The sequence below is a fragment of the Paraburkholderia sp. BR10141 genome (assembly GCF_056155635.1).
This window is the reverse complement of sequence record NZ_JBMIQH010000024.1, coordinates 21,723-45,903: the sequence shown is the minus strand read 5'-3', so window position 1 is coordinate 45,903 and position 24,181 is coordinate 21,723. Positions and strand designations below refer to the sequence as shown.

The following is a 24,181-nucleotide window of genomic DNA, read 5'->3' as shown; positions in this document are numbered from 1 at the left end:
ACGCGCAATTCGCAGAAAACTTCCCGGCGGACGAAAAAAAACCGTCGGAGCGCGAGGCATCCGACGGTTAGTTCGTCTTGCAGGCCGATTCGGTTACAGCTTGCCGTAGCTGTGCAGGCCCGAAAGGAACATGTTCACGCCGAGGAATGCGAAGGTCGTGACGAGCAGCCCGGTAAGTGCCCACCAGGCCGCCACGCCGCCTCGCAGGCCCTTCATGAGGCGCATATGCAGCCAGGCGGCGTAGTTGAGCCACACGATCAGCGCCCAGGTTTCCTTCGGGTCCCAGCTCCAGTAGCCGCCCCAGGCCTGCGCCGCCCACAGCGCGCCGAGAATGGTCGCGATGGTGAAGAACGCGAAACCCACGGCGATCGACTTGTACATGACGTCGTCGAGCACCTCGAGCGCGGGCAGACGGTCCGCCAGCACGCCGCGCTCCTTCATGATGTACGCCACGCCCACCATGGCCGAAAGCGCGAAGCTGCCGTAGCCGATGAAGTTCGCCGGCACGTGGATCTTCATCCACCAGCTCTGCAGCGCGGGCACGAGCGGCTGGATCTGCTGCGCGTCGCGCGAGATCGAGTACCACATCAGGAAGCCCACGGCCGCGCTGATCACGAGCAGCACGAACGCGCCGAGCGCGCGCGTGTTGTAGTGCCTTTCGTAATACAGATAGAAGAGCGCGGTGATGAGACTGAACAGCACGAACACTTCGTAGAGGTTCGAGATGGGAATGTGCCCGACGTCCGCGCCGATGAGATAAGACTCGTACCAGCGCACCATCAGGCCGACGAAGCCCATGAGCACCGCCGCCCATGTGAGCTTCGAGCCGATCGAGCCGCCCGAGGGCGAGCGTGAGAGCAGGCCGATCCAGTAGAACAGCGTGGCGAGCACGAACAGCGCGCTCATCCACAGAATGGCCGACTGGCTGGAGAGGAAATACTTGAGAAAGAACGCCTGATCCGCGCGCGCGAGGTCGCCCTGGTAGATCTGGATCGCGAACAGCGCAAGCACCGCGATACCGGCCATGAGCAGCCGCGCCGGTTTCCAGCGCCAGCCCAGCACGACGAGCGCCGGCGTCGTGCCGCACAGCACCAGCTTGTCGTAGTAGTTCATATGCGCGTGGTAGCGCGAGAGCGCGAAGCCCGCGCCCGCCACGAGCGCCAGTGCGAACAGCCAGTCCACCGCCGTCAGGCGGCGCAGGAAAGGGCGTTCGTCGAACAGGACGTCGGCGAGCGGATCACGGGCAGTCGCGGCGCCGTGCGCCACAGCGGCATTGGCCACCTGCGCACGTTCGGCGCGGCGAGCCTTCGCGGAGGAGGAAACCTGAGACAAGTCCATGGGCTTACCGGTGTTGATCGTGAGTGGCTGCAATCACGTGCGTGAATCAGGGCGCACGGTCCGTGCCGCTGCCGTTCGTGTCGCCCGCATCGTTCGTGGCGCCCGTTTGCGGCGCCGCGCCTAGCGCACGGCCGACCGCATCGCGGGTACGGGCGAACTCCTTCTCGAAGTCGAGGGTACGGCGGGCGGTCGACATCGCCATGATGACGTCGACGCCGTGGTCCTGACCGTCCTGCCCCTTCCGGTCCTTCAGCCAGAACCACAGACGCCGCTCACGCACGTAGAACATCGAGAAGATGCCGAGCACGAGCAACAGGCTGCCAAGATACACGACTTTCTTGCCCGGCGCGCGCGTCAACTGAAATACCGAAGCTTGCACCTGCTTGAATGAATCGAGCTGTAGATAGACAGGAGATCCATACAGGAAGCTGTCGGATATCGCGTTGATCGAGTCCTGCACGAAGCGCGCGGCGTCGGCATCGGGCTTCAGATCGGGCTCGCCGGCCTGCTCGCGCGCGAGCTGCCAGAGATCCCATGTCGCACCCTCGAGCATGCGCAGCAGGAGGCTCGCGGCCTTTTCCTGCTGCTCCTTCGGCACCGACTTGTCGATGAACGCGGCCACGGCCTGGAAGCCGCCAGCGGCGCCTGCAGCAACCGCAGCACCTGCCTGCGGCGCGTCCGAGCCCGCGAAAAGGGTCAAGACGCGCTCGGCGCTGTCTTCGAGATGCTGTTGCAACTCGCGGTTCGAATCGGGGACGGAGCGCGCGGCGAAACGCTTCGCGGCCTGCGCGCGCAAGGCGGGGTCCTCGAAAGCCGCGCGCAGCATCATCCACTCCTTCGGCGTGCCGCCGGTGTCGGCGGGAATACGCAGGTAGCGGAACGGATCGTCGGGATTCTCGCGCATGCCCGCGAGGAACATGCGGTCGCCGCCGCCCACTTCCACGGGCAGCATGTAGTTGTTGTACTCGCGCGCCTGGCCGTTCTTGTCGCGCACCTTGTACTGCACCGAGGGGCCGACGTTATGCAGATCGAGCGGCTTCGAGCTCTTCGCACCGGAGCCGAGGCGCTCGTCGAACGCTTCCTTGAGCGACTGGTGGGCCACACCGCGCGCGTCGTTCGCGCCGCTGCCGTTCGAGATGTTCTCGACGTTGATCGCCCGGAAGTCCGCGAATTCGATCGTCTGCCCATCCACGCCCGGCACCGTCTGGCCGGCGGGCACCGCGAGGGGCGCCGAATTGCCGATCGTGCCGCCGAACGGGAAGTGCTTCGCGCTCGCTCCCGACATGGGCCACGCCGTCATCGACATCTGCGAGCCGCCGTCCTGGAAGCTCGACTGATAGATCGACACGCCGTCGTACTCGAACGGCTCGTTCACCTCGATGCGCGCCGGAACGCGCTGGCCCGTCTTGTGGTCGATCACGACGATGTCGCTCGCAAAGAGCTTGGGCATGCCGGTCGAGTAGTAATCGACGATGAACTTGTTGAGCTGGATGGAGAACGGCAGGTCCTGGATCAGCGAGCCGTCGGGCTGGTTGAGGATGGCCGTGGAAACGAACTGGCCCTCGGGCACCCAGGCGTAGCCGCGGAACGTCGGGTTCGACTGCGAGAGCCGATGCTCGGGCGCAATGTCGTTGATGACTGCGTTGCTGCGGATGGGCGTCTTGTCGAACAGCCACATCTGGAATTTGATCGGCAGATTGCTGTCGAGCAGGCCGCCGAGGCAGATGATCACGATCGCGAGGTGGGCGAAGATATAGCCGATCTTCGTGAGCGCACCGCGCTTGGCCGCGATGAGCGTGGCCCCATCGCTCTCGCGCGTGACGAACCGATAGCCCATGCGCCCCGCCAGCTTGCCGAGCGTGGCGGCCGTTTGCTCGCGCGTGCCGCCCTCCACCGCGAACTCGCCCTTGTGATGGAACGCGCGCAGGCTGCCTTCGCGGACCTTGTCCTTCCAGCTCTTCATGTCGGCGATCATCTTCGGCGCGTTGCGGATCACGCACAGCGAAACCGACACCACGAGAAAGCCGAGGATCGTCATGAACCACCACGCGCTGTAGACCGTGTAGAGGCTCAGCGAGCGGAAGATGTCGGCCCAGAAGGGGCCGAACTGGTTGACGTAGTTCGGGTACGGGTCGTCCTGCGTGAGCACCGTGCCGATGATGCTCGCGATGGCGAGCACGACGAGCAGCGCAATCGCGAAGCGCATCGAACTGATCAGCTCGACGGCGCTTTTCACGGCCTTCTGGCGAACATTCAACTGCAAACCCTGCGTGGTGACGCTCATTCAAACTCCGCTTTTTCGCTCTTGCTGCTTTCTTGCCGATGAGGCGCTACAGCAAAAAAGGGTGCAGGCGCGCCGTCAGCGTGACGACGCCCTCACCCTTTTCTTGTTTTCCGGCCAGCCGCGCCGTGAGACTGCTGATCACACGCGCGGCGAAACTGCTGCGCTCAATGCAGGCCGGCGGCGTAATCGGCGACCGCCTTGATCTCGTCGTCCGAGAGCCGGTGCGCGATGGTTCGCATCGGATCGTTATTGTTACGCGTGCCCTGCTGGAAAGCATTGAGTTGTGCAACGACATATTCCGACCACTGGCCAGAAAGGCGCGGAAACTGGATCGGAATTCCCTGTCCCGTGGGTCCGTGGCACGCTGCACAGGCTGGCACGCCCTTGTCGGCAATGCCGCCGCGCCAGATCGACTGGCCAAACGGCACGGTCTTCGCGTCGTGCGCGTAGCCGGGCTTGGGTGTCTGGGAGGCGAACCAGGCTGCGACGTTGATCATATCCTGGTCTGACAGCGCGGCAGCGAAGCCGGCCATGATGGGGTTTGCGCGCGCCGCCGGCTTGCCGCCGGGCTGCGGTTTGAAGTCCTTGAGTTGCTTGACGAGATAGTCGGCGTGCTGCCCGGCGAGCTTGGGATACGCGCCGCCGGAGCTGTTGCCGTCGGCCGCGTGACAGGCCGCGCAGACCTGCGCCGCAATGGCTTGCCCCCGGGCGACGTCGGGCTTGGCCGGCGTTCCCTGATCCGCCGCGCTTGCCTGCCCCGCCATCATGAATAAACCTGCTGTAAGACCTGACGCTATCGCACTCTCGAATACCTTCAAGCACTTGCCCAGTCGATTCATTCGCGCACCTTGTTTCGTCTTGTGGGAATCAGGTTCTGCAATGTACGACAGCGACCGATCTACCTCGAAAGGCCCGCGCTGGCCTTGCTGGTATTCAGTAAACCATCGCATTGTACAATAGCGCGCAAGGCGCCACGGCGCCAGTCGGGCCTGCCCCCGATATCCCAGAATCCATCCCGGGCGCGTCCGGGCCCGGCGGGCCACCCGCCGCGTTGTCTCACATTGTGGTCCTTTTCCGATGGCCTTCCTGCTGCACCAAGCCCGCTTCTTCACGACGGTAAATCATCTGCGCGACCTGCCCGCTACGGCGCGGCCCGAGGTCGCGTTCGCCGGCCGTTCGAACGCCGGCAAGTCCACCGCCATCAATCTGCTGTGCAACCAGAAGCGGCTCGCCTTCGCCTCGAAGACGCCGGGCCGCACCCAGCACATCAACTACTTCTCGGTCGGCCCCGCCGACGAACCCGCGGGCTATCTCGTCGACCTGCCCGGCTACGGCTATGCCGAGGTGCCGGCCGCCGCGAAGGCGCACTGGGAGCAACTTCTCTCGCTGTATCTGCAAACGCGCGCGCAGCTCTCGGGCCTCATTCTGATGATGGATGCCCGCCGCCCGCTCACCGACCTCGACCGCCGCATGATCGAGTGGTTTGCACCGACGGGCAAGCCGATCCACGCACTCCTCACAAAGTGCGACAAATTGACGCGCCAAGAAAGCCTGCTCGCGCTGCGCACGACGAACAAGGCGTTCGACGAGTACAGCAAGCAAGGCTACGAAGGGAAGCTGAGCGCTCAGCTTTTTTCGGCGCTCAAGCGCGTGGGGCTCGACGAGGCGCATGCCGTAATCGAGAGCTGGATTGTGCCGCGGGAAGCTGTCGGCGAAACCGACACGCAAGCGGAATAGCGCACCTCGGGCCAGTCGCTTCGGGCAGGCCCTCCGTCGTCTGAAAGCCCACACTGTCGGGCTTTTCATGCGCTTTCATCATATCTTTTCGCAAGGCCGGCGCGGCATTTTCCGCGTTATGTGCGCTACCGCATACAGACCACGCCAAACGCTGGCACAAGCGCCCGTTCCGGCTTGCGCCGCGGGGCCTTGCCACGCGCCCTTTCGGCGCACATAAAAAAACCCGCCGTGATTTCCGGCGGGTTAAACAGCCTTATCGAAAAACGACAGGCACCCGCTCAGGGAGGAGAAGCGGGGAGCTCGGCGCCAGGCGCCTCGCTCGATCGGTATGATATACCATTGTCCCGAAAAGTTTCCTGCGCCCCGGGACCCATCCCGTTTCAAGATATCCGCCGACATGAGCTTCTATCCGCATCATCGTCCGCGCCGCATGCGACGTGACGATTTCTCGCGCCGTCTGATGCGCGAAAACCTCCTCACCACGAACGACCTGATCTACCCCGTATTCGTCATCGCGGGCAACAACGTGCGCGAAGCCGTGCCGTCGATGCCCGGCGTCGAACGCGTGTCGATCGATCTGCTGATGGGCGTCGCCGAGCAGTGCGTCGAACTCGGCATTCCGGTGCTTTCGCTCTTCCCCGTTGTCGATCCGGCGCTCAAGACGCCCGATGGCATCGAGGCGACGAACCCCGACGGCGTGATTCCGCGCGCCGTGCGAGAACTGAAGAAGCGTTTCCCCGACCTCGGCGTGCTTTGCGACGTCGCGCTCGACCCGTACACGAGCCACGGCCAGGACGGCGTGCTCGACGAGAACGGCTACGTCATCAACGACGAGACCATCGAGATCCTCGTCGCGCAGGCGCGCGCGCAGGCGGAAGCCGGTGTCGATATCGTCGCGCCTTCGGACATGATGGACGGGCGCATCGGTGCGATCCGCGAGATGCTCGAAAGCGAGAACCACATCCACACGCGCATCATGGCGTACTCGGCCAAATACGCCTCGGCGTTCTATGGTCCGTTCCGCGATGCCGTGGGCTCGGCGTCGAATCTGGGCAAGGGCAACAAGATGACCTACCAGATGGACCCGTCGAACTCCGACGAGGCGCTGCGCGAAGTGCGCCTCGACATCGAGGAAGGCGCCGACATGGTGATGGTGAAGCCCGGCATGCCGTATCTCGACATCGTGCGCCGCGTGAAGGACGAATTCCGCTTTCCGACCTACGTGTACCAGGTGAGCGGCGAGTACGCCATGCTCAAGGCCGCCGCGCAAAACGGCTGGCTCGATCACGACAAGGTGATGATGGAATCGCTGCTCGCGTTCAAGCGCGCGGGCGCCGACGGCATCCTCACGTATTTCGCGCTAGACGCCGCGCGTTTGCTGCGCGCACAGAAGTAAGCACTGCACGCGTCGCATGAAAAAAGGCACGTCCATGGACGTGCCTTTTTGCTTTTGGGCCGAGGCGCGTTCTCACGCGCGCGCCTTGCCGCCGATCAGGCCGATGGCGCTGCCGGCGTCTGCGGCGCCGGCGCCGTCACGCGATCGAGACGCGCGAGGAACCGGTCGGCATTTTCGTAGCCGACCACGCGCAGCACTTCGCGCCCTTGCGTATCGAAGAAGATGATGCCCGGCGGTCCGAAGAGGCCGAAGCGCTTGAGCAGTGCCTGGTCGTCCGAATTGTTGGCGGTCACATCGGCGCGCAACAGGCCCAGCTCCGCGAGGCGCGCCTGCACGCGCGGGTCGCTGAAGGTGAACTTCTCCATTTCCTTGCAGCTCACGCACCAGTCGGCGTAGAAGTCGAGCATCGACGGCTTGCCCGCGGTCTTGAGCGCCGCATCGAGTTGCGCGGGCGAGCGCACGGGCGCGAACACCAGCGCGTTCGCTTCGTTGGCGCCGCCGGACTGCGCCGCGCCTGCAGCGGCAACATCGCTCGCGCCGCCCACGCGCGCGGCCAGCACCGCGAGCGGACGCAGCGGATCCGTCGAACCCGCCGCAAGACCGACGATCAGCGTCGCCGCCCAGATCGCGAACGCAGCGCCGAGGCCACGCCCGAGGCGCCGCCACACATTGGCCGCACCCGCGTTCGGCGTGAAGAGGCCAAGCACGGCGGCCGCGAGCAGCAGCCAGAGGGCGGCGAGCAGCATCTGCGCGGTGGCGCCGAGCACCGGCCAGACGATCCAGAGCGCGGCCGCGAGCAGCACGACGCCGAAGAACACCTTCACGCCATCCATCCACGTGCCCGCACGCGGCAGCAGCGAGCCCGCGCCGAGGCCGAGGACCATCAGCGGGACGCCGAGACCGAGGCCCATCGCAAAGAGCGCCGCGCCGCCGAGTACGGCGTTGCCCGTGTGCGCGATGAACGCCAGCACCGCGAAGAGCGGCGCGGTCATGCAGGCCCCCACCACGAGCGCGGAAAGCGCGCCCATCACGGCGACCGCGGCGAATTTGCCGCCGGAACGGCCCTGGGTGGCGCGCGAGGCGCCGTCCTGCCAGCGCTGCGGCAGGGCGATGTCGTAGCCCGCGATCAGCATGACGGCGAATGCGGTGAGGAGCACTGCGAACACGCCCAACACCCACGGGTTCTGCAGCCAAGCGCCAAGGCTCTGGCCGACCAGCGCAGCGGCAATGCCCAGCACCGTGTAGACGAGCGCCATGCCGAGCACGTAGACGAACGAGAGCGCGAAGCCGCGCGAGCGCGTGACGCGAGCGCCCTCACCGACGATGATCGCCGACAGTATCGGGATCATCGGGTACGAGCAGGGCAAGAGGCTCAGCACCATGCCGGCTACGAAGTACAGGCCGACCACGGCGAAAAAGCCGCCGCCTTGCAACAGCGATTGCGCGTAATCGGCGCTCGTGGCGCGCTCGTACCAGGGTTCTTCGGTGTCACCTGCTGCGGGTACCGCGGTGGTTTGCGGCTGAGGCGCGGGCGTCGGGTTCGCTGCGCCCGGCACGGCGCTCTGGCCAGCCGTCGCGGCCTGCAAAGCGGCGCCGCTCACGTGGAACACGTGTTCCGCGGGCGGATAACAGATGCCAGCATCGGCGCAGCCCTGCGATGTCACCGCAAGATCGAACGGACCGCTCGCCTTCTGCACCGGCACGCGGATCGTCAGCTCGCTGCGATAGGTTTCGACATTCTTCTGGAAGGTCGGATCGAACTTGACGTGGCCGGGCGGGATTTGCGCCTCGCCCAATTGCGCCGTGCCGTTGCGGACTGCGAAGGCGAAGCGCTCGCGGTACATGTAGTAGCCGTCGGCGATCTTGAAGTGCACGTCGACCATGCCCGGCGCCTCGCTCGCACTGAACGTGAAGGCCTGGTCGGGCGGCAGGAAGTCGTCGTCGGCCGCACGCGCGAGCGACGCACCGAGCAGCATCGGCAGCAGAGCGCAGACGAGCAGGAGAAAGCCGGACAGCGTAGCGTACGGCGCGGCGCGCAAGCGCCGATCGAAGCGGTTAGACATGAAGGGTGCGCTGAGTCTCGGCATTGACCCATTGCCCGTAGGCGTTCGACGCCATGGCTTGCCACGAGAGAATCTCGGGCGTCTCGTAGGGATGCTGGGTCTGGATGAACTGTTCGAGCTCGGCCGCGCGGGCGAGACTCGTCTTGAAGAGCAGCTGGATCTCGTTGCCCGACTCGATGTTGCCCTGCCAGTGATACTGCGAGTGCACGGCGCCCAGGCGCGTCACGCACGCGGCGAGACGCTGCGCGAGCGCTCCGGCAGCGAGCGTTTCGGCGGTGCCCTCATCGGGCACCGTAGTCAGCATCAGGGTCACATTGAGGGTCACGACGAACTCCGGCGTGGTGCCCGCGTGCGACGGCAAACGGGCTTCGGGGCAGAACGTAATCGTACCATCGGCGCCGATCGGCTTCTCTCGTGCACCGTGTGGCAAAGGGGGACTGCAACCGGCAAACACGGTACGGCGCGCTTTCATCCACGCCGGAAAACAAAAAAGCCAGGCTAGGCCTGGCTTTTTCGCATGCCGCTCAATCCGGGGATCGAGCGACGGAAAGCTTATTCCGCTTCCTGGACGTTCTCTTCCGCGACTTCCGGACGGTCGAGCAGTTCGACCAGTGCCATCGGTGCGTTGTCGCCAACACGGAAACCGAACTTCAGGATACGCAGGTAGCCGCCCGGACGGTTCGCGAAACGCGGACCGAGCACGTCGAACAGCTTCGTGACCGAGTCACGATCGCGCAGGCGGTTGAACGCCAGACGACGGTTTGCGAGCGACGGCTTCTTGCCCAGCGTGATGAGGGGCTCGACAACCTTACGGAGTTCCTTCGCCTTCGGCAGCGTCGTCTTGATGACTTCGTGCTCGATGAGCGAGTTGGACATGTTACGGAGCATTGCCAGACGGTGGCTGCTCGTGCGGTTCAGTTTCCGCAGACCATGACGGTGACGCATTTCAATTTCCTTGAAACAAAGTTTTGGTCCAGCTCTTCTATCGCCCTGCAACTACCAGGGCACGGGCCGGTACGTGAAAAAGGCAAGACGCGGATTTTAAAGGAAAATCCGCGTCCGTGCCAGACTTCTTACTTGTCGAGACCAGCCGGCGGCCAGTTTTCGAGCTTCATGCCGAGCGTGAGACCGCGCGAAGCGAGCACTTCCTTGATCTCGTTGAGCGACTTGCGACCCAGGTTCGGGGTCTTGAGCAGCTCGTTCTCGGTGCGCTGGATCAGATCGCCGATGTAGTAGATGTTCTCGGCCTTCAGGCAGTTCGCCGAGCGAACCGTGAGTTCGAGATCGTCCACCGGACGCAGCAGGATCGGGTCGATCTGCGGGGCGCGCGAAGGCGCTTCCGCGGCCGTTTCCGTGCCTTCCAGAGCCGCGAACACCGACAGCTGATCCACGAGGATGCGGGCCGACTGGCGGATCGCTTCCTCAGGCGAGATCACGCCGTTGGTTTCGATGTTCATCACGAGCTTGTCGAGGTCGGTACGCTGCTCGACACGCGCGCTTTCCACGGCGTAGCTCACGCGGCGAACCGGCGAGAACGACGCGTCCAGCACGATGCGGCCAATGATCTTGGCCGACTCTTCGCCGTAACGGCGCACGTTGCCCGGCACGTAGCCACGGCCCTTTTCGATCTTGATCTGCACGTCGAGCTTGCCGCCCTTCGTCAGATGCGCAACCACGTGATCGGGGTTGATCACTTCGCAGTCGTGCGAGAGTTCGATGTCGCCAGCGGTGACAACGCCTTCGCCTTCCTTGCGCAGCGTAACCGTCACTTCGTCACGGTTATGCAGCTTGAAAACGACACCCTTCAGGTTCAGCAGCAGGTTGACCACATCCTCTTGCACACCATCGAGCGTCGAGTATTCGTGCACGACGCCTGCGATCGTCACTTCGGTCGGCGCGTAGCCCACCATCGACGACAGCAGCACGCGCCGAAGCGCGTTACCCAAGGTGTGGCCATAACCGCGTTCGAACGGCTCCATGACCACTTTCGCGTGGTTGTCGCCGAGCGATTCCACAGCGATGATCTTGGGTTTCAACAAACTGGTTTGCATAGGTTTTCCTTTTCAATACCCTCGGCTCGTTACACCGATAAGGCTGAGATGGCAACAACCTGAAAAAAACGGCCGAGGCCGCCTCCTGCGCGAAGCACAGAGGTTACCCCGGCCGTCAATCCGATTACCGCGAATACAATTCGACGATCAGGCTTTCGTTGATGTCGCCAGCGATGTCGCTGCGCTCAGGCATGCTCTTGAACGTGCCTTCGAACTTCTTCGCGTCGACCGACACCCAACCTGCCATGCCGCCTTGCTCTGCGAGCGAGAGGGCTTCGACGATACGCGCCTGCTTCTTCGCCTTTTCGCGAATCGCGACGACGTCGCCTGCCTTCACTTGCATCGACGGGATGTTCGAAACGACGCCGTTCACCGTGAGAGCCTTGTGGCTCACGAGCTGACGCGCTTCAGCGCGGGTCGAAGCGAAGCCCATGCGGTACACGACGTTGTCGAGACGCGATTCGAGCAGTTGCAGCAAGTTTTCGCCGGTGTTGCCCTTGATACGGTCAGCTTCCGCGAAGTAGCGGCGGAACTGGCGCTCGAGCACGCCGTAGATACGCTTCACTTTCTGCTTTTCGCGAAGCTGCGTGCCGTAGTCGGACGTACGTGCGCCCGAGGTGCGGCCGTGCTGACCCGGCTTGCTGTCGAGCTTGCACTTGTCGGCGAGCGAGCGGCGTGCGCTCTTCAGAAAGAGGTCGGTGCCTTCACGGCGGGACAGCTTGGCCTTCGGGCCGATATAACGTGCCACGTTGCTTTCCTTCGATAATTGATCACGCGAGGGCTAAACGCCGGCCTTCGCGCTAGTCCGGCTCTTTGAACCGAACGGTGGGCTTAGTCAATTCAATAACGCCGAGAGCCTGGGTCGCCGTTTCCGGCGGCTCAGGCGTTCGGCTAAAGCGACGCCTTAGATACGGCGGCGCTTCGGCGGACGGCAGCCGTTGTGCGGGACCGGCGTAACGTCGGAGATCGCGGTGATCTTGATGCCAAGACCATGCAGCGCGCGCACCGCCGATTCGCGACCCGGGCCGGGGCCCTTGATACGCACTTCGAGGTTCTTGACGCCGTATTCCATTGCAACACGGCCAGCCGATTCAGCTGCGACCTGAGCTGCGAAGGGCGTCGACTTACGCGAACCCTTGAAGCCCTGACCGCCCGACGTTGCCCAGGCAAGCGCGTTGCCTTGACGGTCGGTGATCGTGATGATCGTGTTGTTGAACGACGCGTGAACGTGAACCACGCCCTCGGCGACGTTCTTCTTAACCTTCTTGCGAACGCGTTGCGCCGCGGAGTTGTTCGAAGCCTTAGCCATTACGTTTTCCTGTAACTTTCAGTTCCGCTTACTTCTTCAGCGACTGTGCTGCGCGGCGCGGACCCTTACGCGTACGTGCGTTGGTACGCGTACGCTGGCCACGCAGGGGCAGGCCCTTGCGATGGCGCACGCCGCGGTAGCAGCCGAGGTCCATCAGGCGCTTGATGTTCATCGTCACTTCACGGCGGAGATCGCCTTCGACGACAAACTTGCCCACTTCCTCACGCAGCTTTTCCAGATCCGCGTCGTTCAGGTCCTTGACCTTCTTGTTGAACGGCACACCGGCGGCCACGCAGATGTTGCGCGAACGCGTGCGGCCAACACCAAAAATTGCCGTCAGGCCGATTTCGGTGTGCTGGTGGTTCGGGATGTTAACCCCTGCAATACGAGCCATTGTTTTTCCTCAAACAAAAAGCGCAAGCGCGCTAATCAGCCTTGGCGCTGCTTGTGGCGCGGGTCCGAGCTGCAGATCACGCGAACGACGCCGTTGCGCTTGATGATTTTGCAGTTGCGGCAAATGCGCTTTACCGATGCCATCACTTTCATGATATTACCCTTTTTCCTAAATCACTTCGCCCGGAACACGATCCGCGCACGCGACAGATCGTAAGGCGTCAACTCAACCGTCACCTTGTCGCCCGGGAGAATGCGGATGTAGTGCATCCGCATTTTTCCGGAAATATGTCCCAGAACGACATGGCCGTTTTCCAGCTTCACCCGGAAGGTTGCGTTGGGGAGGTTTTCGATAACCTCGCCTTGCATCTGGATTACATCGTCTTTGGCCATAGGTCCTTTTAACGCATCGGGACGCCGCCGCCCTTGAAGTTAGCCTTCTTGAGCAGCGATTCATATTGTTGCGACATCACGTACGACTGCACCTGCGCCATGAAGTCCATTGTGACGACGACAATGATCAGCAGCGACGTTCCACCAAAATAAAACGGCACATTCCAGCGCAGCACCAGAAACTCCGGCAGCAGGCAAACAAACACGATATAGATCGCACCGGCCAGCGTCAGACGCGTGAGGATGCGGTCGATATAGCGTGCCGTCTGATCGCCCGGACGGATGCCAGGTACGAACGCGCCACTCTTTTTCAGGTTGTCGGCCGTTTCCCTGCTGTTGAACACCAGTGCGGTGTAGAAGAAGCAGAAGAACACGATCGCCAACGCGTACAGCAACACGTACACGGGCTGGCCAGGCTTGAGGGCTTCGGCCACGTTGTGCAGCGTGTCCGCAAACCAGCCGGTTCGCGAACCCGAACTGAACCAGTTCAGGATGGTTGCCGGGAACAGGATGATCGACGACGCGAAGATCGGCGGAATCACACCCGACATGTTCAGCTTGAGCGGCAGGTGGGACGACTGCCCGCCGTAAATCTTGTTACCGACCTGGCGCTTCGCATAGTTCACGAGGATCTTGCGCTGGCCGCGTTCGATGAACACCACCAGGTAAGTCACGGCTGCGATCAGAACGACCACGATGATCGCCGAGATGATGCTCATCGAGCCGGTGCGAACCAGTTCGAAAAGCCCACCGAGCGCATTCGGGAAGCCTGCCGCGATCCCGCCGAAGATGATGATCGAGATACCGTTGCCAAGCCCGCGTTCCGTGATCTGCTCACCAAGCCACATCAGGAACATCGTGCCCGTTACGAGCGTCACGACCGTCGTCAAGCGGAACACCATGCCCGGATCGATCACGAGGCCAGGCTGGTTTTCCAGCGCGACCGCGATGCCGAACGCCTGAAACGTCGCCAGCACCACCGTGAAGATCCGCGTGTACTGCGTGATCTTGCGTTGTCCAGCCTGCCCTTCCTTCTTCAGCGCTTCCAGCTGCGGCGAGACGATCGCCATCAGCTGCAGGATGATCGACGCCGAAATATACGGCATCACACCCAGCGCGAAGATCGTGAACCGAGACAGTGCGCCACCCGAGAACATGTTGAACATGCCAAGGATGCCGCCCGACTGGCTCTGAAAGAGCTTCGCCAGTTGGTCCGGATCGATACCCGGAACCGGAATATGCGCGCCGATACGATAAACGACCAACGCCAGCAGCAGGAACACTGCACGCCGGCGCAGGTCGCCGAACTTCGGAGCGCTGCGACCGGTTTTTGCGAGACTCGGGCTGTTAGCCAAGTAGCTTCTCCGATGCAGATGCTAGTGACGGCGGGCAAGCCCGCACGCACCACTCACAATCACTCGGCAAAAGAACCGCCTGCTGCTTCAATCGCAGCACGCGCATTCTTCGTCGCACCCAGACCCTTCACGACGACCTTACGCTTGATCTCGCCGGTAGCGATGATCTTCGCGCTCCTGGTCAGTTCGCCCACGAGGCCTGCCTGCTTGAGAGCCAACAGATCGATTTCGTCGACCGGCAGCTTCTCGATGTCGGCGAGGCGCACTTCACCAACGAATTCCTTCGTCAGCGAGGTGAAGCCACGCTTGGGCAGACGACGCTGCAGAGGCATCTGACCGCCTTCGAAGCCGACCTTGTGGAAGCCGCCCGAACGCGATTTCTGACCCTTGTGACCACGGCCAGCGGTCTTGCCGAGGCCGGAGCCGATGCCGCGGCCGACGCGACGCTTTGCGTGCTTCGCGCCTTCTGCCGGCTTCAGGTTATTCAATTCCATTTTCAACTCCTGGAGTCTTTGGTCGACCGCTTAGCCGATGACCTTAACGAGGTACGAGACCTTGTTGATCATGCCGCGCACAGCCGGCGTGTCCTGCAGCTCGGAGACCGAGTTCAGGCGGCGCAGGCCGAGACCGCGCACAGTGGCACGGTGCGTTTCGCGGGTCCCAATCAGGCTCTTGACGAGCTGAACCTTGACAGTTTTTTCAGACATGGTACCCACCCTTAGCCCAGAATGTCTTCGACGGACTTGCCGCGCTTCGCCGCGATGTCAGCCGGGGTCGACTGCTTGCGCAGACCGTCCAGCGTGGCGCGAACGAGGTTGTACGGGTTCGTCGAACCGTGGCTCTTGGCCACGACGTTCTGCACGCCCATCACGTCGAACACTGCGCGCATCGGGCCGCCGGCGATCACGCCCGTACCTGCCTTCGCCGGAGCGAGGAGGACGACCGATGCGCCATGCTTGCCGTGCACTTCGTGTTGCAGGGTGCCGTTCTTCAGAGGCACCTTGAACATGTTGCGGCGAGCTTGTTCCATCGCCTTCTGGACAGCGACGGGCACTTCCTTCGACTTGCCCTTGCCCATACCGACGCGGCCATCACCATCGCCAACCACGGTCAGAGCGGCGAAGCCGAGAATACGGCCGCCCTTCACAACCTTGGTCACGCGATTGACCGAAATCATTTTTTCGCGGAGGCCGTCGTCGCGTTCGTCAGCCTGAACTTTCGCTTGCATCTTTGCCATGACGAATTCCTTCCTTAGAACTTGAGCCCGGCTTCGCGCGCAGCATCAGCCAGCGCCTTGACGCGGCCGTGATAGCGGAAACCCGAGCGGTCAAAGGCGACGGATTCGATGCCGGCGGCCTTAGCCTTTTCTGCAATACGCTTGCCGATCAGCGAGGCTGCAGCGACGTTGCCGCCCTTGCCCGACTGGTCAGCCAGTTGCGCACGCACTTCAGCTTCAAGCGTCGACGCGCTGGCCAGCACCTTGGTGCCGCAGGGCGAGAACACTTGCGCATAGATGTGCGTGTTCGTGCGATGCACGGCCAGACGCGCGACCTGCAGCTCAGCGATCTTGAGACGCGTCTGACGAGCGCGGCGCAGGCGAGATTGAGTCTTATCCATGATTGCGCACCCTTACTTCTTCTTCGTTTCTTTGAGGATCACAACCTCGTTGGCGTAGCGCACACCCTTGCCCTTATAGGGCTCCGGCGGGCGGTAGCCGCGGACTTCCGCAGCGACCTGGCCAACTTGTTGCTTGTCGATCCCCTTGATCACGATTTCCGTTTGCGACGGGGTTTCAGCCTTCACGCCTTGCGGCATCTGGTGCACCACCGGGTGCGAGAAACCCAGCGACAGGTTCAGCTTGTCGCCTTGCGCTTGAGCACGATAACCAACGCCAACCAGCGTCAGCTTGCGCTCGAAACCCTTCGTCACGCCTTGCACCATGTTCGCGACAATCGCGCGCATCGTGCCCGACATCGCATTGGCTTCGCGGCTTTCGTCGGTCGGCTCGAACTTGAGCGTACCGTTGTCGTTCACCACCTTCACGAGGCGGTTCGCAGCTTGCGAAATCGTACCCAGCGGGCCCTTGACGGTAATCTTCTCGTCGCTGAGCGTCGCTTCTGCGCCTTGCAGCGCGATCGGGCTCTTACCTACTCGAGACATGTTTCTTCTCCTTAGGCCTTAAGCGACGTAGCAGATAACTTCGCCGCCGACGCCAGTAGCGCGCGCCTTGCGGTCCGTCATCACACCCTTCGGCGTCGAAACGATCGCCACACCAAGGCCGTTCATGACCTGGGGGATTTCGTTGCGGCCGCGGTACACGCGCAGACCCGGCTTCGAGACGCGTTCGATGCGCTCGATAACGGGACGGCCAGCGTAGTACTTCAACGCGATGTTCAATTCCGACTTCGCACCTTCGGTCTTCACCGCGAAGTCGTCGATATAACCTTCGTCCTTCAGAACCTGCGCAATCGCAATCTTCACTTTCGACGAGGGCATAGCAACCGAAACCTTCTCGACCATCTGCGCATTGCGGATGCGAGTCAGCATATCGGCGATAGGATCACTCATGCTCATTTATGTTTCTCCTATTACCAGCTCGCCTTGGTGATGCCAGGGATCTCACCACGGAACGCGATTTCACGAATCTTGTTACGTGCGAGACCGAATTTGCGGAACGTGCCACGCGGACGACCCGTGAGTGCGCAGCGGTTACGCTTGCGAGTCGGGTTCGAGTTGCGGGGCAGTTGTTGCAGTTCCAGGCGAGCCGAATAGCGCTCTTCTTCCGACTTGCTTTGGTCGTCGATGATCGCCTTCAGCGCTGCGCGCTTCGGCGCGAATTTCGCTGCCAGACGAGCGCGCTTCTTTTCACGTTCGATCAGTGCCAGTTTAGCCACGGTAACCTCAGTTTCTGAACGGGAACTTGAAGCCGGCGAGCAGTGCCTTTGCTTCTTCGTCGGTCTTCGCGGTCGTCGTGATGCTGATGTTCAGCCCACGCAGCGCGTCGATCTTGTCGTAGTCGATTTCGGGGAAAATGATCTGCTCTTTCACACCGATGTTGTAGTTACCACGGCCGTCGAATGCCTTGCCCGACACGCCACGGAAGTCGCGCACGCGGGGCAGCGCAACCGTCACGAAACGGTCCAGGAATTCGTACATGGCATTGCCACGCAGCGTAACCATCGTGCCGATCGGGTAGCCTTCGCGAATCTTGAAGCCGGCGATTGCCTTGCGCGACTTCGTGATAACGGGCTTCTGGCCGGCGATCTTCGTGAGGTCGCCAACGGCGTGCTCAAGGACCTTCTTGTCAGCGACGGCTTCACCAACACCCATGTTCAGGGTGATCTTGGTGAGGCGCGGCACTTCCATGACCGACTTGTAACCGAACTTCTCGATCAGGCCAGGAACGACCTTCTCTTTATAAAATTCTTGCAAACGTGCCATTTTTTACTCCGCAGCGTCAGGCGCTCAGAACAGCACCGGTCGTCTTCAGGAAACGAACCTTCTTGTCCCCTTCGACCTTGATGCCCACGCGCGACGGCTTACCGTTCGCGTCGACCAGTGCGACGTTCGAGATAGCCAGGGGCATTGCCTTGGCTTCCACGCCACCCGTCGTACCCTTCATGGGGTTCGGCTTCACATGCTTCTTCGCGATGTTGATGCCTTCGACAGTGACGCGCTCTTCGCCGATGGCCAGCACGACGCCGCGCTTGCCCTTGTCTTTGCCGGTAACGACGATAACTTCGTCACCCTTGCGAATCTTGTTCATCGCGGCTCCTTACAGCACTTCCGGCGCCAGCGAAACGATCTTCATGAATCGTTCGCTACGCAGCTCACGCGTAACCGGCCCGAAGATACGGGTGCCGATCGGCTCAAGCTTGGTATTCAAAAGCACGGCGGCGTTGCCATCGAACTTGATCAGCGAGCCGTCTTGACGGCGCACGCCCTTCGCAGTGCGAACCACAACAGCGTTGTAGATTTCGCCCTTTTTCACGCGCCCGCGCGGCGTTGCTTCCTTGACGCTCACCTTGATGATGTCGCCAATGCTGGCATAACGACGCTTCGAGCCGCCGAGCACCTTGATGCACAGAACTTCGCGTGCACCCGTGTTGTCGGCTACTTCAAGCCGAGTTTCGGTCTGGATCATGGTTTATCTTTCCCAACTTAATCCGGTCGCGCCACCATGGCACATCCGGTCAGTCTTGGTCCCGTCAGCCGCGCCGCCACTAGAACGACCGCTCAGCTGCTTGGGTAAGAACAGCAGCGACGGCAAACGAAACCGGCCATCGCATTCCGGTGAATCTTGCTAACCCGGACTGGCGCCCGAATCTGCTTCCCCACCTACATCCGCCTGCTGCTTTGCCAACAGCAAACCCATAAGCAGGGAAGACCAAGACTATAACTCGATAATCTTGGTCTAGCAAGCGAAATCTTCAGCGATTTCAATTACTTCTACACCCCGGGAAATGGCTCCCCGGGGTGTTGCGTCACTTTTAGATGACGCGTGCTGCTTCGATCAGCTTCGACACGGTCCAGGCCTTCGTCTTCGAGAGAGGACGGGTCTCCTGGATTTCAACGAGGTCACCCTCGTTGTACGTGTTCGCTTCGTCGTGCGCGTGGTACTTCTTCGACTGCACAACGTACTTGCCGTAGATCGGGTGCTTGACGCGGCGCTCGACCAGGACGGTGACCGTCTTGTCCATCTTGTTGCTGACGACTTTGCCGACCAGCGTCCGCTTAAGCGAGGTTTTCACGCTTTCGTTCATTTCTGGTTCGCCTTCTGAGTCAGGACGGTCCGCACACGTGCGATGTCGCGACGAACCTTCTTCAGCTGGCTCGTGTTGGTGAGCTGCTGGGTCGCGAGTTGCATGCGCAGGCCGAATTGCGCCTTCAAGAGGTCCGACAGCTCTTTGTCGAGCGCGGCCTTGTCTTTCTGAAGAAGTTCAGATGCCTTCATCAATCACTCCTTAGGCGCCGAGCTGGCGAACCATGAAGACCGTCTTCAGCGGCAGCTTGGCTGCAGCCAGACGGAAGGCTTCACGGGCCAGTTCTTCGGACACACCATCCATTTCATACAGCATCTTGCCCGGCTGAATCTCGGCGACGTAGTACTCAGGGTTACCCTTACCGTTACCCATACGCACTTCCGCCGGCTTTTGCGAGATCGGCTTGTCCGGGAAGATACGGATCCAGATGCGGCCGCCACGCTTGATGTGACGCGTCATTGCACGACGTGCTGCTTCAATCTGACGCGCGGTCAGGCGACCACGACCGATAGCCTTCAGACCGTATTCACCGAACGAAACTGCGTTGCCGCGCGTTGCGACGCCGGTGTTACGACCCTTCTGCTCTTTGCGATACTTCCTGCGTTTCGGTTGCAGCATCGTTATTCTCCACTCTTGCCGTCACCGCCGGCGCCACGGCGCGGTGCGCCACGACGGGCACCCGGTGCGCCTTCGCCATCACGGCGCGGACGACGATCGCCCGGACGCGCGTTGCGGCGCGGACGCTTTTCTTCGGCGACTTCTTCCACCACCGGTGCGTCGTTGCGGCCGAGCGTGTCGCCCTTGTAGACCCAAACCTTCACGCCGATGATGCCGTACGTCGTCTTCGCTTCCGAGGTTGCGTAGTCGATGTCAGCACGCAGCGTGTGAAGCGGCACTCGACCTTCGCGGTACCACTCGGTACGTGCGATTTCGATACCGTTCAGACGGCCGGCGCTCATGATCTTGATGCCCTGGGCACCCAGACGCATCGCGTTCTGCATCGCGCGCTTCATTGCGCGACGGAACATGATGCGGCGCTCGAGCTGCTGCGTGATCGAATCGGCGATCAGTTGAGCATCGGTTTCCGGCTTGCGGATTTCTTCGATGTTCACGTGAACCGGAACGCCCATGCGCTTCTGGAGTTCGGCCTTGAGGAGTTCGATGTCCTCGCCCTTCTTGCCGATCACCACACCCGGACGCGAGCTGTAAATCGTGATGCGAGCGTTCTTTGCCGGACGCTCGATCACAACACGGCCCACCGAAGCGTTCTTCAGCTTCTTCTTCAGGTATTCACGAACACCGATGTCTTCCTTCAACATCGCCGCGAAATTGTTGTTGTTCGCGTACCAACGCGAAGCCCAATTGCGGCTGACGGCCAAACGGAAGCCAGTCGGATGAATTTTCTGTCCCATCGTATGGCTCCTTAATTCCCGACCGTCACAGTGATGTGACAGGATTGCTTCTCGATGCGGTTGCCGCGGCCCTTGGCGCGCGCGGTGAAACGCTTCAGCGAAGCTGCCTTGTCGACGTAAATGCTCTTGATCTTGAGCTCGTCGATGTCAGCACCTTCGTTGTGTTCCGCGTTTGCGATCGCCGAGAGCACAACCTTTTTCACGATGCCAGCCGCTTTCTTCGGCGAGAACGTCAGAACGTTCAGTGCCTTGTCGACCGGCAGACCGCGGATCTGGTCAGCCACAAGGCGCGTCTTCTGCGCCGAGATGCGGGCACCGCGATGAATTGCCTTCACTTCCATCTTGATTGCCCCTTATTTCTTGGCCTTCTTGTCGGCCGCGTGACCCTTGAACGTACGGGTCAATGCGAACTCGCCAAGCTTGTGGCCGACCATGTTTTCCGTGACATACACCGGAACGTGTTGACGGCCGTTGTGCACGGCAATCGTCAGACCGATGAAGTCCGGCAGGATCGTCGAACGACGCGACCAGGTCTTGATCGGTTTCTTGTCGCGCGTAGCTGCAGCCGCCTCAACCTTCTTCAGCAAATGGGCGTCGCAGAACGGACCTTTCTTAATAGAACGTGCCATTGCCTACTCCTTAACGCTTGTGACGGCGCTGGACGATCATGCTCGTCGTGCGCTTGTTGCTGCGGGTGCGATAGCCCTTCGTCGGCGTGCCCCACGGGCTCACCGGGTCGCGACCAGCCGCAGTCTTGCCTTCGCCACCACCGTGCGGGTGGTCGACCGGGTTCATTGCAACGCCACGGACCGTCGGGCGGATACCGCGCCAGCGGTTCGCGCCAGCCTTACCGATTTGACGGAGGCTGTGCTCTTCGTTGCCGACTTCACCGATCGTTGCGCGGCATTCAACGTGCACGCGGCGGATTTCGCCCGAACGCAGACGAACCTGCGCGTAGACGCCTTCACGTGCCAGCAGCATTGCCGACGTGCCAGCCGAACGCGCCATTTGCGCGCCCTTGCCCGGCAGCATTTCGATGCAGTGGATCGTCGTACCGACCGGAATGTTGCGGATCGGCAGCGTGTTGCCTGCACGGATCGGCGCTTCCGAACCCGACATCAGCTGCGTGCCAACCGTCACGCCCTTCGGCGCGATGATGTAGCGGCGCTCGCCGTCTGCGTAAAGAACCAGCGCAATGTTCGCGCTACGGTTCGGGTCATACTCGAGACGCTCCACCTTCGCGGGGATGCCATCCTTCGTACGACGGAAATCGATCACACGGTAGTGCTGCTTGTGACCGCCACCCTGGTGACGCGTCGTGATGCGACCGTTGTTGTTACGGCCGGCCGTCGAGGACTTCTTTTCGAGCAGTGCCGCGAACGGCGCGCCCTTATGGAGGTCCTTGTTGACGATCTTGACCATCGCGCGGCGACCCGGCGAGGTCGGCTTAACTTTCACGATTGCCATGATTACTTGGCCTCCGCTTCAAAGTTGATTTCCTGGCCGGGCTTCAGGCAGACATACGCCTTCTTCACGTCCTTGCGCTTGCCGTTGAAGCGGCCAAAGCGCTTGGCTTTGCCCTTCTGGACCAGCACGTTGACGGACTCGACTTCCACCTTGAACAGCAGCTCGACAGCAGCCTTGACTTCCTGCTTGTTCGCGTCCGGCGCGACTTCGAAGACGACTTGTTCGTTCTTCTCCGCAACCAGCGTCGCCTTTTCGGAGATCACCGGTGCGAGCAGGACCTGCATCAAACGATGATCGTTCTTGCGAATCTCGCTCATGACAGCAACTCCTCGATCTGGGCGACCGCTGCCTTCGTGATCAGGATCTTCTTGAAGTAGATCAGCGAGAGCGGGTCGGCAAAACGCGGCTCAACGACTGCCACGTGGGGCAGGTTGCGCGACGCGAGATACAGGTTCTCGTCGACCGTGTCGGTGATGACCAGCACGGATTCGAGACCCATGGCCTTGAACTTTTCGGCCAGCAGCTTCGTCTTCGGCGCTTCGAGCGAGAGCTCTTCGACGACCGAGATGCGGCCTTCGCGGGCCAGCTGCGAGAAGATCGAGCAGAGGCCTGCGCGATGCATCTTCTTGTTGACCTTGTGCGAGAAGTTTTCTTCCGGCGAATTCGGGAAGATGCGACCACCGCCACGCCACAGCGGGCTCGACGACATACCGGCACGAGCGCGGCCCGTACCCTTCTGACGCCACGGCTTCTTGGTGGTGTGCTTGACCTGTTCGCGGTCCTTCTGCGCGCGGTTGCCGCTGCGCGCGTTCGCCTGGTAGGCGATAACGATCTGGTGGATCAGCGCTTCGTTGTAGTCACGGCCGAACACGACGTCCGACGCGTTAACAGCTGCGCCTTCCTGACCATTAGCGTTCAGGAGCTTCAGTTCCATTATTGCGCTCCTTTCTTGGCGCGCGCCTTGACGGCGGGCGTCACGAAAACCTTGCCGCCCTTTGCACCCGGCACGGCACCCTTGACCAGCAGCAGCTTGCGCTCTGCGTCGATACGGGCGATTTCGAGGTTTTGCACCGTCACGGTTTCGTCACCCATGTGACCGGTCATGCGCTTACCCGGGAACACGCGACCCGGATCCTGCGCCATACCGATCGAGCCCGGCACATTGTGCGAGCGCGAGTTACCGTGCGAAGCACGACCCGAAGCGAAGTTGTAACGCTTGATGGTACCGGCGTAGCCCTTACCGATCGAGGTGCCTTGCACGTCGATCTTCTGGCCTTCTTCGAAGAGTTCCACACCGATCACGGCGCCAGCGGACAGTTCGGCGGCCTTAGCGGCGTCGATCTGGAATTCCTTGAGGATTTCACCGGCTTGAACGCCAGCTTTGGCGAGATGACCTGCGAGCGGCTTCGTCACGCGCGATGCGCGGCGAGTACCGAAAGCAACCTGCACGGCCGTGTAGCCGTCGGTTTCAACAGTCTTGATCTGCGTCACGCGGTTGTCGGACACGTCCAGCACGGTCACGGGAATCGAATCCCCTTCGGCCGTGAAGATACGGGTCATGCCAACCTTGCGACCTACGAGTCCAAGGCTCATCGTTTTCTCCATTCCCGACTGCGATTGGTCGGGGCTAATTTACAAAGTACCGGCATGTTTTCGAGGTAAAGGCTCGAAGGGGACACACCGATTTTTTGCGCAAACGCGCGAAAAGACGTCAAGTATAACGTCCTTTCTCGTTTTCCGCAAGCAATCAAAGACTTAGCGCCCCCCGAAGATTCTGGCGACGCTGGAGGCTCTTACTGCAGCTTGATTTCGACGTCCACGCCAGCCGGGAGGTCCAGCTTCATCAGCGCGTCAACGGTCTTGTCCGTCGGGTCGACGATGTCCATCAGGCGCAGGTGCGTGCGGATTTCGAGCTGATCGCGCGACGTCTTGTTGACGTGCGGCGAACGCAGGATGTCGAAACGCTGGATACGCGTGGGCAGCGGCACCGGGCCACGAACGATTGCACCCGTACGCTTCGCCGTGTCGACGATTTCAGCAGCCGACTGGTCGATCAGGCGGTAGTCGAAAGCCTTCAGGCGGATACGGATTTTTTGGTTCTGCATGATGATTCCTTGAAAAGAGCGAGGCGGACTTGCGCCGCCAGACGATATAAAGAGCGCAGGACCACCCCGCGGCAAGGCGCCGCGAGGTGGTCCCTGGGTACATCAACTTCTACAG

36 protein-coding genes are annotated in these 24,181 nt (G+C 61.7%); 2 read left to right on the top strand and 34 right to left on the bottom strand.

Annotated elements, in window-relative coordinates; genetic code table 11:
* Positions 1-93: 93 nt before the first annotated feature.
* The 3 genes from ccsB to ACOJB8_RS28270 all read right to left on the bottom strand — a co-directional run bounded on the left by ccsB (position 94) and on the right by ACOJB8_RS28270 (position 4,461).
* Positions 94-1,338 carry a c-type cytochrome biogenesis protein CcsB gene (gene ccsB / locus ACOJB8_RS28280; RefSeq protein ID WP_342949808.1) on the bottom strand — a complete coding sequence of 415 codons (1,245 nt, stop codon included), beginning with the start codon at positions 1,336-1,338 and terminating at the stop codon, positions 94-96.
* Positions 1,339-1,384: 46 nt separating this feature from the next.
* Positions 1,385-3,622: a cytochrome c biogenesis protein ResB gene (locus tag ACOJB8_RS28275; RefSeq protein ID WP_342949807.1), complete on the bottom strand. Its 2,238-nt coding sequence runs from the start codon at positions 3,620-3,622 to the stop codon at positions 1,385-1,387.
* A 164-nt stretch (positions 3,623-3,786) separates the two neighbouring features.
* Entirely contained in the window at positions 3,787-4,461 is a 675-nt protein-coding gene (locus ACOJB8_RS28270) for a c-type cytochrome (protein WP_069268222.1), read from the bottom strand.
* A 238-nt stretch (positions 4,462-4,699) separates the two neighbouring features.
* Between ACOJB8_RS28270 and yihA the strand changes: the two genes are divergently transcribed.
* Positions 4,700-5,359, top strand: coding sequence for a ribosome biogenesis GTP-binding protein YihA/YsxC (yihA, locus tag ACOJB8_RS28265; protein WP_069268221.1), 660 nt, complete (start codon positions 4,700-4,702; stop codon positions 5,357-5,359).
* Between the two features lie 397 nt (positions 5,360-5,756).
* Positions 5,757-6,755 carry a porphobilinogen synthase gene (gene hemB / locus ACOJB8_RS28260; protein WP_028206531.1) on the top strand — a complete coding sequence of 333 codons (999 nt, stop codon included), beginning with the start codon at positions 5,757-5,759 and terminating at the stop codon, positions 6,753-6,755.
* A 95-nt stretch (positions 6,756-6,850) separates the two neighbouring features.
* Here the strand turns inward: hemB and dsbD are convergent, their stop codons facing one another.
* From dsbD to rpsJ, 31 genes are all read right to left on the bottom strand, one after another.
* Complete coding sequence (gene dsbD, locus ACOJB8_RS28255; RefSeq protein WP_475015573.1) at positions 6,851-8,818, bottom strand: protein-disulfide reductase DsbD; 1,968 nt, start codon at positions 8,816-8,818, stop codon at positions 6,851-6,853.
* Complete coding sequence (cutA, locus tag ACOJB8_RS28250) at positions 8,811-9,122, bottom strand: divalent-cation tolerance protein CutA (protein ID WP_176732981.1); 312 nt, start codon at positions 9,120-9,122, stop codon at positions 8,811-8,813. The genes dsbD and cutA overlap by 8 nt, the downstream gene beginning before the upstream one ends.
* Positions 9,123-9,370: 248 nt before the next feature.
* Positions 9,371-9,763: a 50S ribosomal protein L17 gene (gene rplQ / locus ACOJB8_RS28245; RefSeq protein ID WP_027797304.1), complete on the bottom strand. Its 393-nt coding sequence runs from the start codon at positions 9,761-9,763 to the stop codon at positions 9,371-9,373.
* A 128-nt stretch (positions 9,764-9,891) separates the two neighbouring features.
* Positions 9,892-10,869: a DNA-directed RNA polymerase subunit alpha gene (locus ACOJB8_RS28240; RefSeq protein WP_069268218.1), complete on the bottom strand. Its 978-nt coding sequence runs from the start codon at positions 10,867-10,869 to the stop codon at positions 9,892-9,894.
* A gap of 124 nt (positions 10,870-10,993) precedes the next feature.
* Positions 10,994-11,617, bottom strand: coding sequence for a 30S ribosomal protein S4 (gene rpsD / locus ACOJB8_RS28235; protein WP_069268217.1), 624 nt, complete (start codon positions 11,615-11,617; stop codon positions 10,994-10,996).
* 156 nt (positions 11,618-11,773) lie between these two features.
* Positions 11,774-12,178 (bottom strand): 30S ribosomal protein S11, encoded by a 405-nt coding sequence (gene rpsK / locus ACOJB8_RS28230; protein WP_006052224.1) that lies wholly within the window; start codon positions 12,176-12,178, stop codon positions 11,774-11,776.
* 28 nt (positions 12,179-12,206) lie between these two features.
* Entirely contained in the window at positions 12,207-12,572 is a 366-nt protein-coding gene (rpsM, locus tag ACOJB8_RS28225; RefSeq protein ID WP_028213337.1) for a 30S ribosomal protein S13, read from the bottom strand.
* A 35-nt stretch (positions 12,573-12,607) separates the two neighbouring features.
* Positions 12,608-12,724: a 50S ribosomal protein L36 gene (gene rpmJ, locus ACOJB8_RS28220; protein WP_027819338.1), complete on the bottom strand. Its 117-nt coding sequence runs from the start codon at positions 12,722-12,724 to the stop codon at positions 12,608-12,610.
* Between the two features lie 21 nt (positions 12,725-12,745).
* Positions 12,746-12,964, bottom strand: coding sequence for a translation initiation factor IF-1 (gene infA, locus ACOJB8_RS28215; protein ID WP_004521905.1), 219 nt, complete (start codon positions 12,962-12,964; stop codon positions 12,746-12,748).
* Between the two features lie 8 nt (positions 12,965-12,972).
* Positions 12,973-14,319, bottom strand: a complete 1,347-nt coding sequence (gene secY, locus ACOJB8_RS28210; RefSeq protein WP_028206524.1) for a preprotein translocase subunit SecY — start codon at positions 14,317-14,319, stop codon at positions 12,973-12,975.
* 59 nt (positions 14,320-14,378) lie between these two features.
* A complete protein-coding gene (rplO, locus tag ACOJB8_RS28205; protein ID WP_028206523.1) occupies positions 14,379-14,813 on the bottom strand; it encodes a 50S ribosomal protein L15 in 435 nt (144 codons plus the stop codon).
* A gap of 30 nt (positions 14,814-14,843) precedes the next feature.
* Positions 14,844-15,026 carry a 50S ribosomal protein L30 gene (gene rpmD, locus ACOJB8_RS28200; protein WP_010106952.1) on the bottom strand — a complete coding sequence of 61 codons (183 nt, stop codon included), beginning with the start codon at positions 15,024-15,026 and terminating at the stop codon, positions 14,844-14,846.
* Positions 15,027-15,037: 11 nt separating this feature from the next.
* Entirely contained in the window at positions 15,038-15,556 is a 519-nt protein-coding gene (rpsE, locus tag ACOJB8_RS28195; protein ID WP_028206522.1) for a 30S ribosomal protein S5, read from the bottom strand.
* Positions 15,557-15,570: 14 nt separating this feature from the next.
* Positions 15,571-15,936 carry a 50S ribosomal protein L18 gene (gene rplR, locus ACOJB8_RS28190; RefSeq protein ID WP_027819343.1) on the bottom strand — a complete coding sequence of 122 codons (366 nt, stop codon included), beginning with the start codon at positions 15,934-15,936 and terminating at the stop codon, positions 15,571-15,573.
* Positions 15,937-15,948: 12 nt separating this feature from the next.
* Complete coding sequence (gene rplF / locus ACOJB8_RS28185) at positions 15,949-16,479, bottom strand: 50S ribosomal protein L6 (protein WP_069268216.1); 531 nt, start codon at positions 16,477-16,479, stop codon at positions 15,949-15,951.
* 18 nt (positions 16,480-16,497) lie between these two features.
* Complete coding sequence (gene rpsH / locus ACOJB8_RS28180; protein ID WP_069268215.1) at positions 16,498-16,893, bottom strand: 30S ribosomal protein S8; 396 nt, start codon at positions 16,891-16,893, stop codon at positions 16,498-16,500.
* Positions 16,894-16,907: 14 nt separating this feature from the next.
* Positions 16,908-17,213 (bottom strand): 30S ribosomal protein S14, encoded by a 306-nt coding sequence (rpsN, locus tag ACOJB8_RS28175; protein ID WP_069268214.1) that lies wholly within the window; start codon positions 17,211-17,213, stop codon positions 16,908-16,910.
* Positions 17,214-17,220: 7 nt separating this feature from the next.
* Complete coding sequence (gene rplE / locus ACOJB8_RS28170; protein WP_069268213.1) at positions 17,221-17,760, bottom strand: 50S ribosomal protein L5; 540 nt, start codon at positions 17,758-17,760, stop codon at positions 17,221-17,223.
* Positions 17,761-17,776: 16 nt separating this feature from the next.
* Positions 17,777-18,085 carry a 50S ribosomal protein L24 gene (gene rplX / locus ACOJB8_RS28165; protein ID WP_069268212.1) on the bottom strand — a complete coding sequence of 103 codons (309 nt, stop codon included), beginning with the start codon at positions 18,083-18,085 and terminating at the stop codon, positions 17,777-17,779.
* 9 nt (positions 18,086-18,094) lie between these two features.
* Positions 18,095-18,463 carry a 50S ribosomal protein L14 gene (rplN, locus tag ACOJB8_RS28160; protein WP_028206517.1) on the bottom strand — a complete coding sequence of 123 codons (369 nt, stop codon included), beginning with the start codon at positions 18,461-18,463 and terminating at the stop codon, positions 18,095-18,097.
* A 346-nt stretch (positions 18,464-18,809) separates the two neighbouring features.
* A complete protein-coding gene (rpsQ, locus tag ACOJB8_RS28155) occupies positions 18,810-19,082 on the bottom strand; it encodes a 30S ribosomal protein S17 (protein ID WP_028206516.1) in 273 nt (90 codons plus the stop codon).
* Entirely contained in the window at positions 19,079-19,273 is a 195-nt protein-coding gene (gene rpmC, locus ACOJB8_RS28150) for a 50S ribosomal protein L29 (protein WP_028206515.1), read from the bottom strand. Before rpmC ends, rpsQ begins: the two co-directional genes overlap by 4 nt.
* A 10-nt stretch (positions 19,274-19,283) precedes the next feature.
* Positions 19,284-19,700 carry a 50S ribosomal protein L16 gene (gene rplP, locus ACOJB8_RS28145; protein WP_027797288.1) on the bottom strand — a complete coding sequence of 139 codons (417 nt, stop codon included), beginning with the start codon at positions 19,698-19,700 and terminating at the stop codon, positions 19,284-19,286.
* Positions 19,701-19,702: 2 nt separating this feature from the next.
* Positions 19,703-20,494 carry a 30S ribosomal protein S3 gene (gene rpsC / locus ACOJB8_RS28140; protein WP_027797287.1) on the bottom strand — a complete coding sequence of 264 codons (792 nt, stop codon included), beginning with the start codon at positions 20,492-20,494 and terminating at the stop codon, positions 19,703-19,705.
* Positions 20,495-20,505: 11 nt separating this feature from the next.
* Positions 20,506-20,835, bottom strand: a complete 330-nt coding sequence (gene rplV / locus ACOJB8_RS28135) for a 50S ribosomal protein L22 (RefSeq protein ID WP_004199272.1) — start codon at positions 20,833-20,835, stop codon at positions 20,506-20,508.
* Between the two features lie 12 nt (positions 20,836-20,847).
* The gene (rpsS, locus tag ACOJB8_RS28130; RefSeq protein WP_027797286.1) at positions 20,848-21,123 is read right to left on the bottom strand and encodes a 30S ribosomal protein S19; all 276 of its coding nucleotides are present in this window, start codon (positions 21,121-21,123) and stop codon (positions 20,848-20,850) included.
* 10 nt (positions 21,124-21,133) lie between these two features.
* Positions 21,134-21,961, bottom strand: a complete 828-nt coding sequence (gene rplB / locus ACOJB8_RS28125; RefSeq protein ID WP_069268211.1) for a 50S ribosomal protein L2 — start codon at positions 21,959-21,961, stop codon at positions 21,134-21,136.
* A gap of 2 nt (positions 21,962-21,963) precedes the next feature.
* The gene (gene rplW, locus ACOJB8_RS28120) at positions 21,964-22,278 is read right to left on the bottom strand and encodes a 50S ribosomal protein L23 (RefSeq protein WP_028206513.1); all 315 of its coding nucleotides are present in this window, start codon (positions 22,276-22,278) and stop codon (positions 21,964-21,966) included.
* A complete protein-coding gene (gene rplD / locus ACOJB8_RS28115; protein ID WP_028206512.1) occupies positions 22,275-22,895 on the bottom strand; it encodes a 50S ribosomal protein L4 in 621 nt (206 codons plus the stop codon). The genes rplW and rplD overlap by 4 nt, the downstream gene beginning before the upstream one ends.
* Positions 22,895-23,554: a 50S ribosomal protein L3 gene (rplC, locus tag ACOJB8_RS28110; RefSeq protein ID WP_052406167.1), complete on the bottom strand. Its 660-nt coding sequence runs from the start codon at positions 23,552-23,554 to the stop codon at positions 22,895-22,897. The genes rplD and rplC overlap by 1 nt, the downstream gene beginning before the upstream one ends.
* A gap of 200 nt (positions 23,555-23,754) precedes the next feature.
* On the bottom strand, positions 23,755-24,066 hold the full coding sequence (gene rpsJ / locus ACOJB8_RS28105; protein WP_017777154.1) for a 30S ribosomal protein S10: 312 nt from the start codon (positions 24,064-24,066) through the stop codon (positions 23,755-23,757).
* Positions 24,067-24,181: the final 115 nt, after the last annotated feature.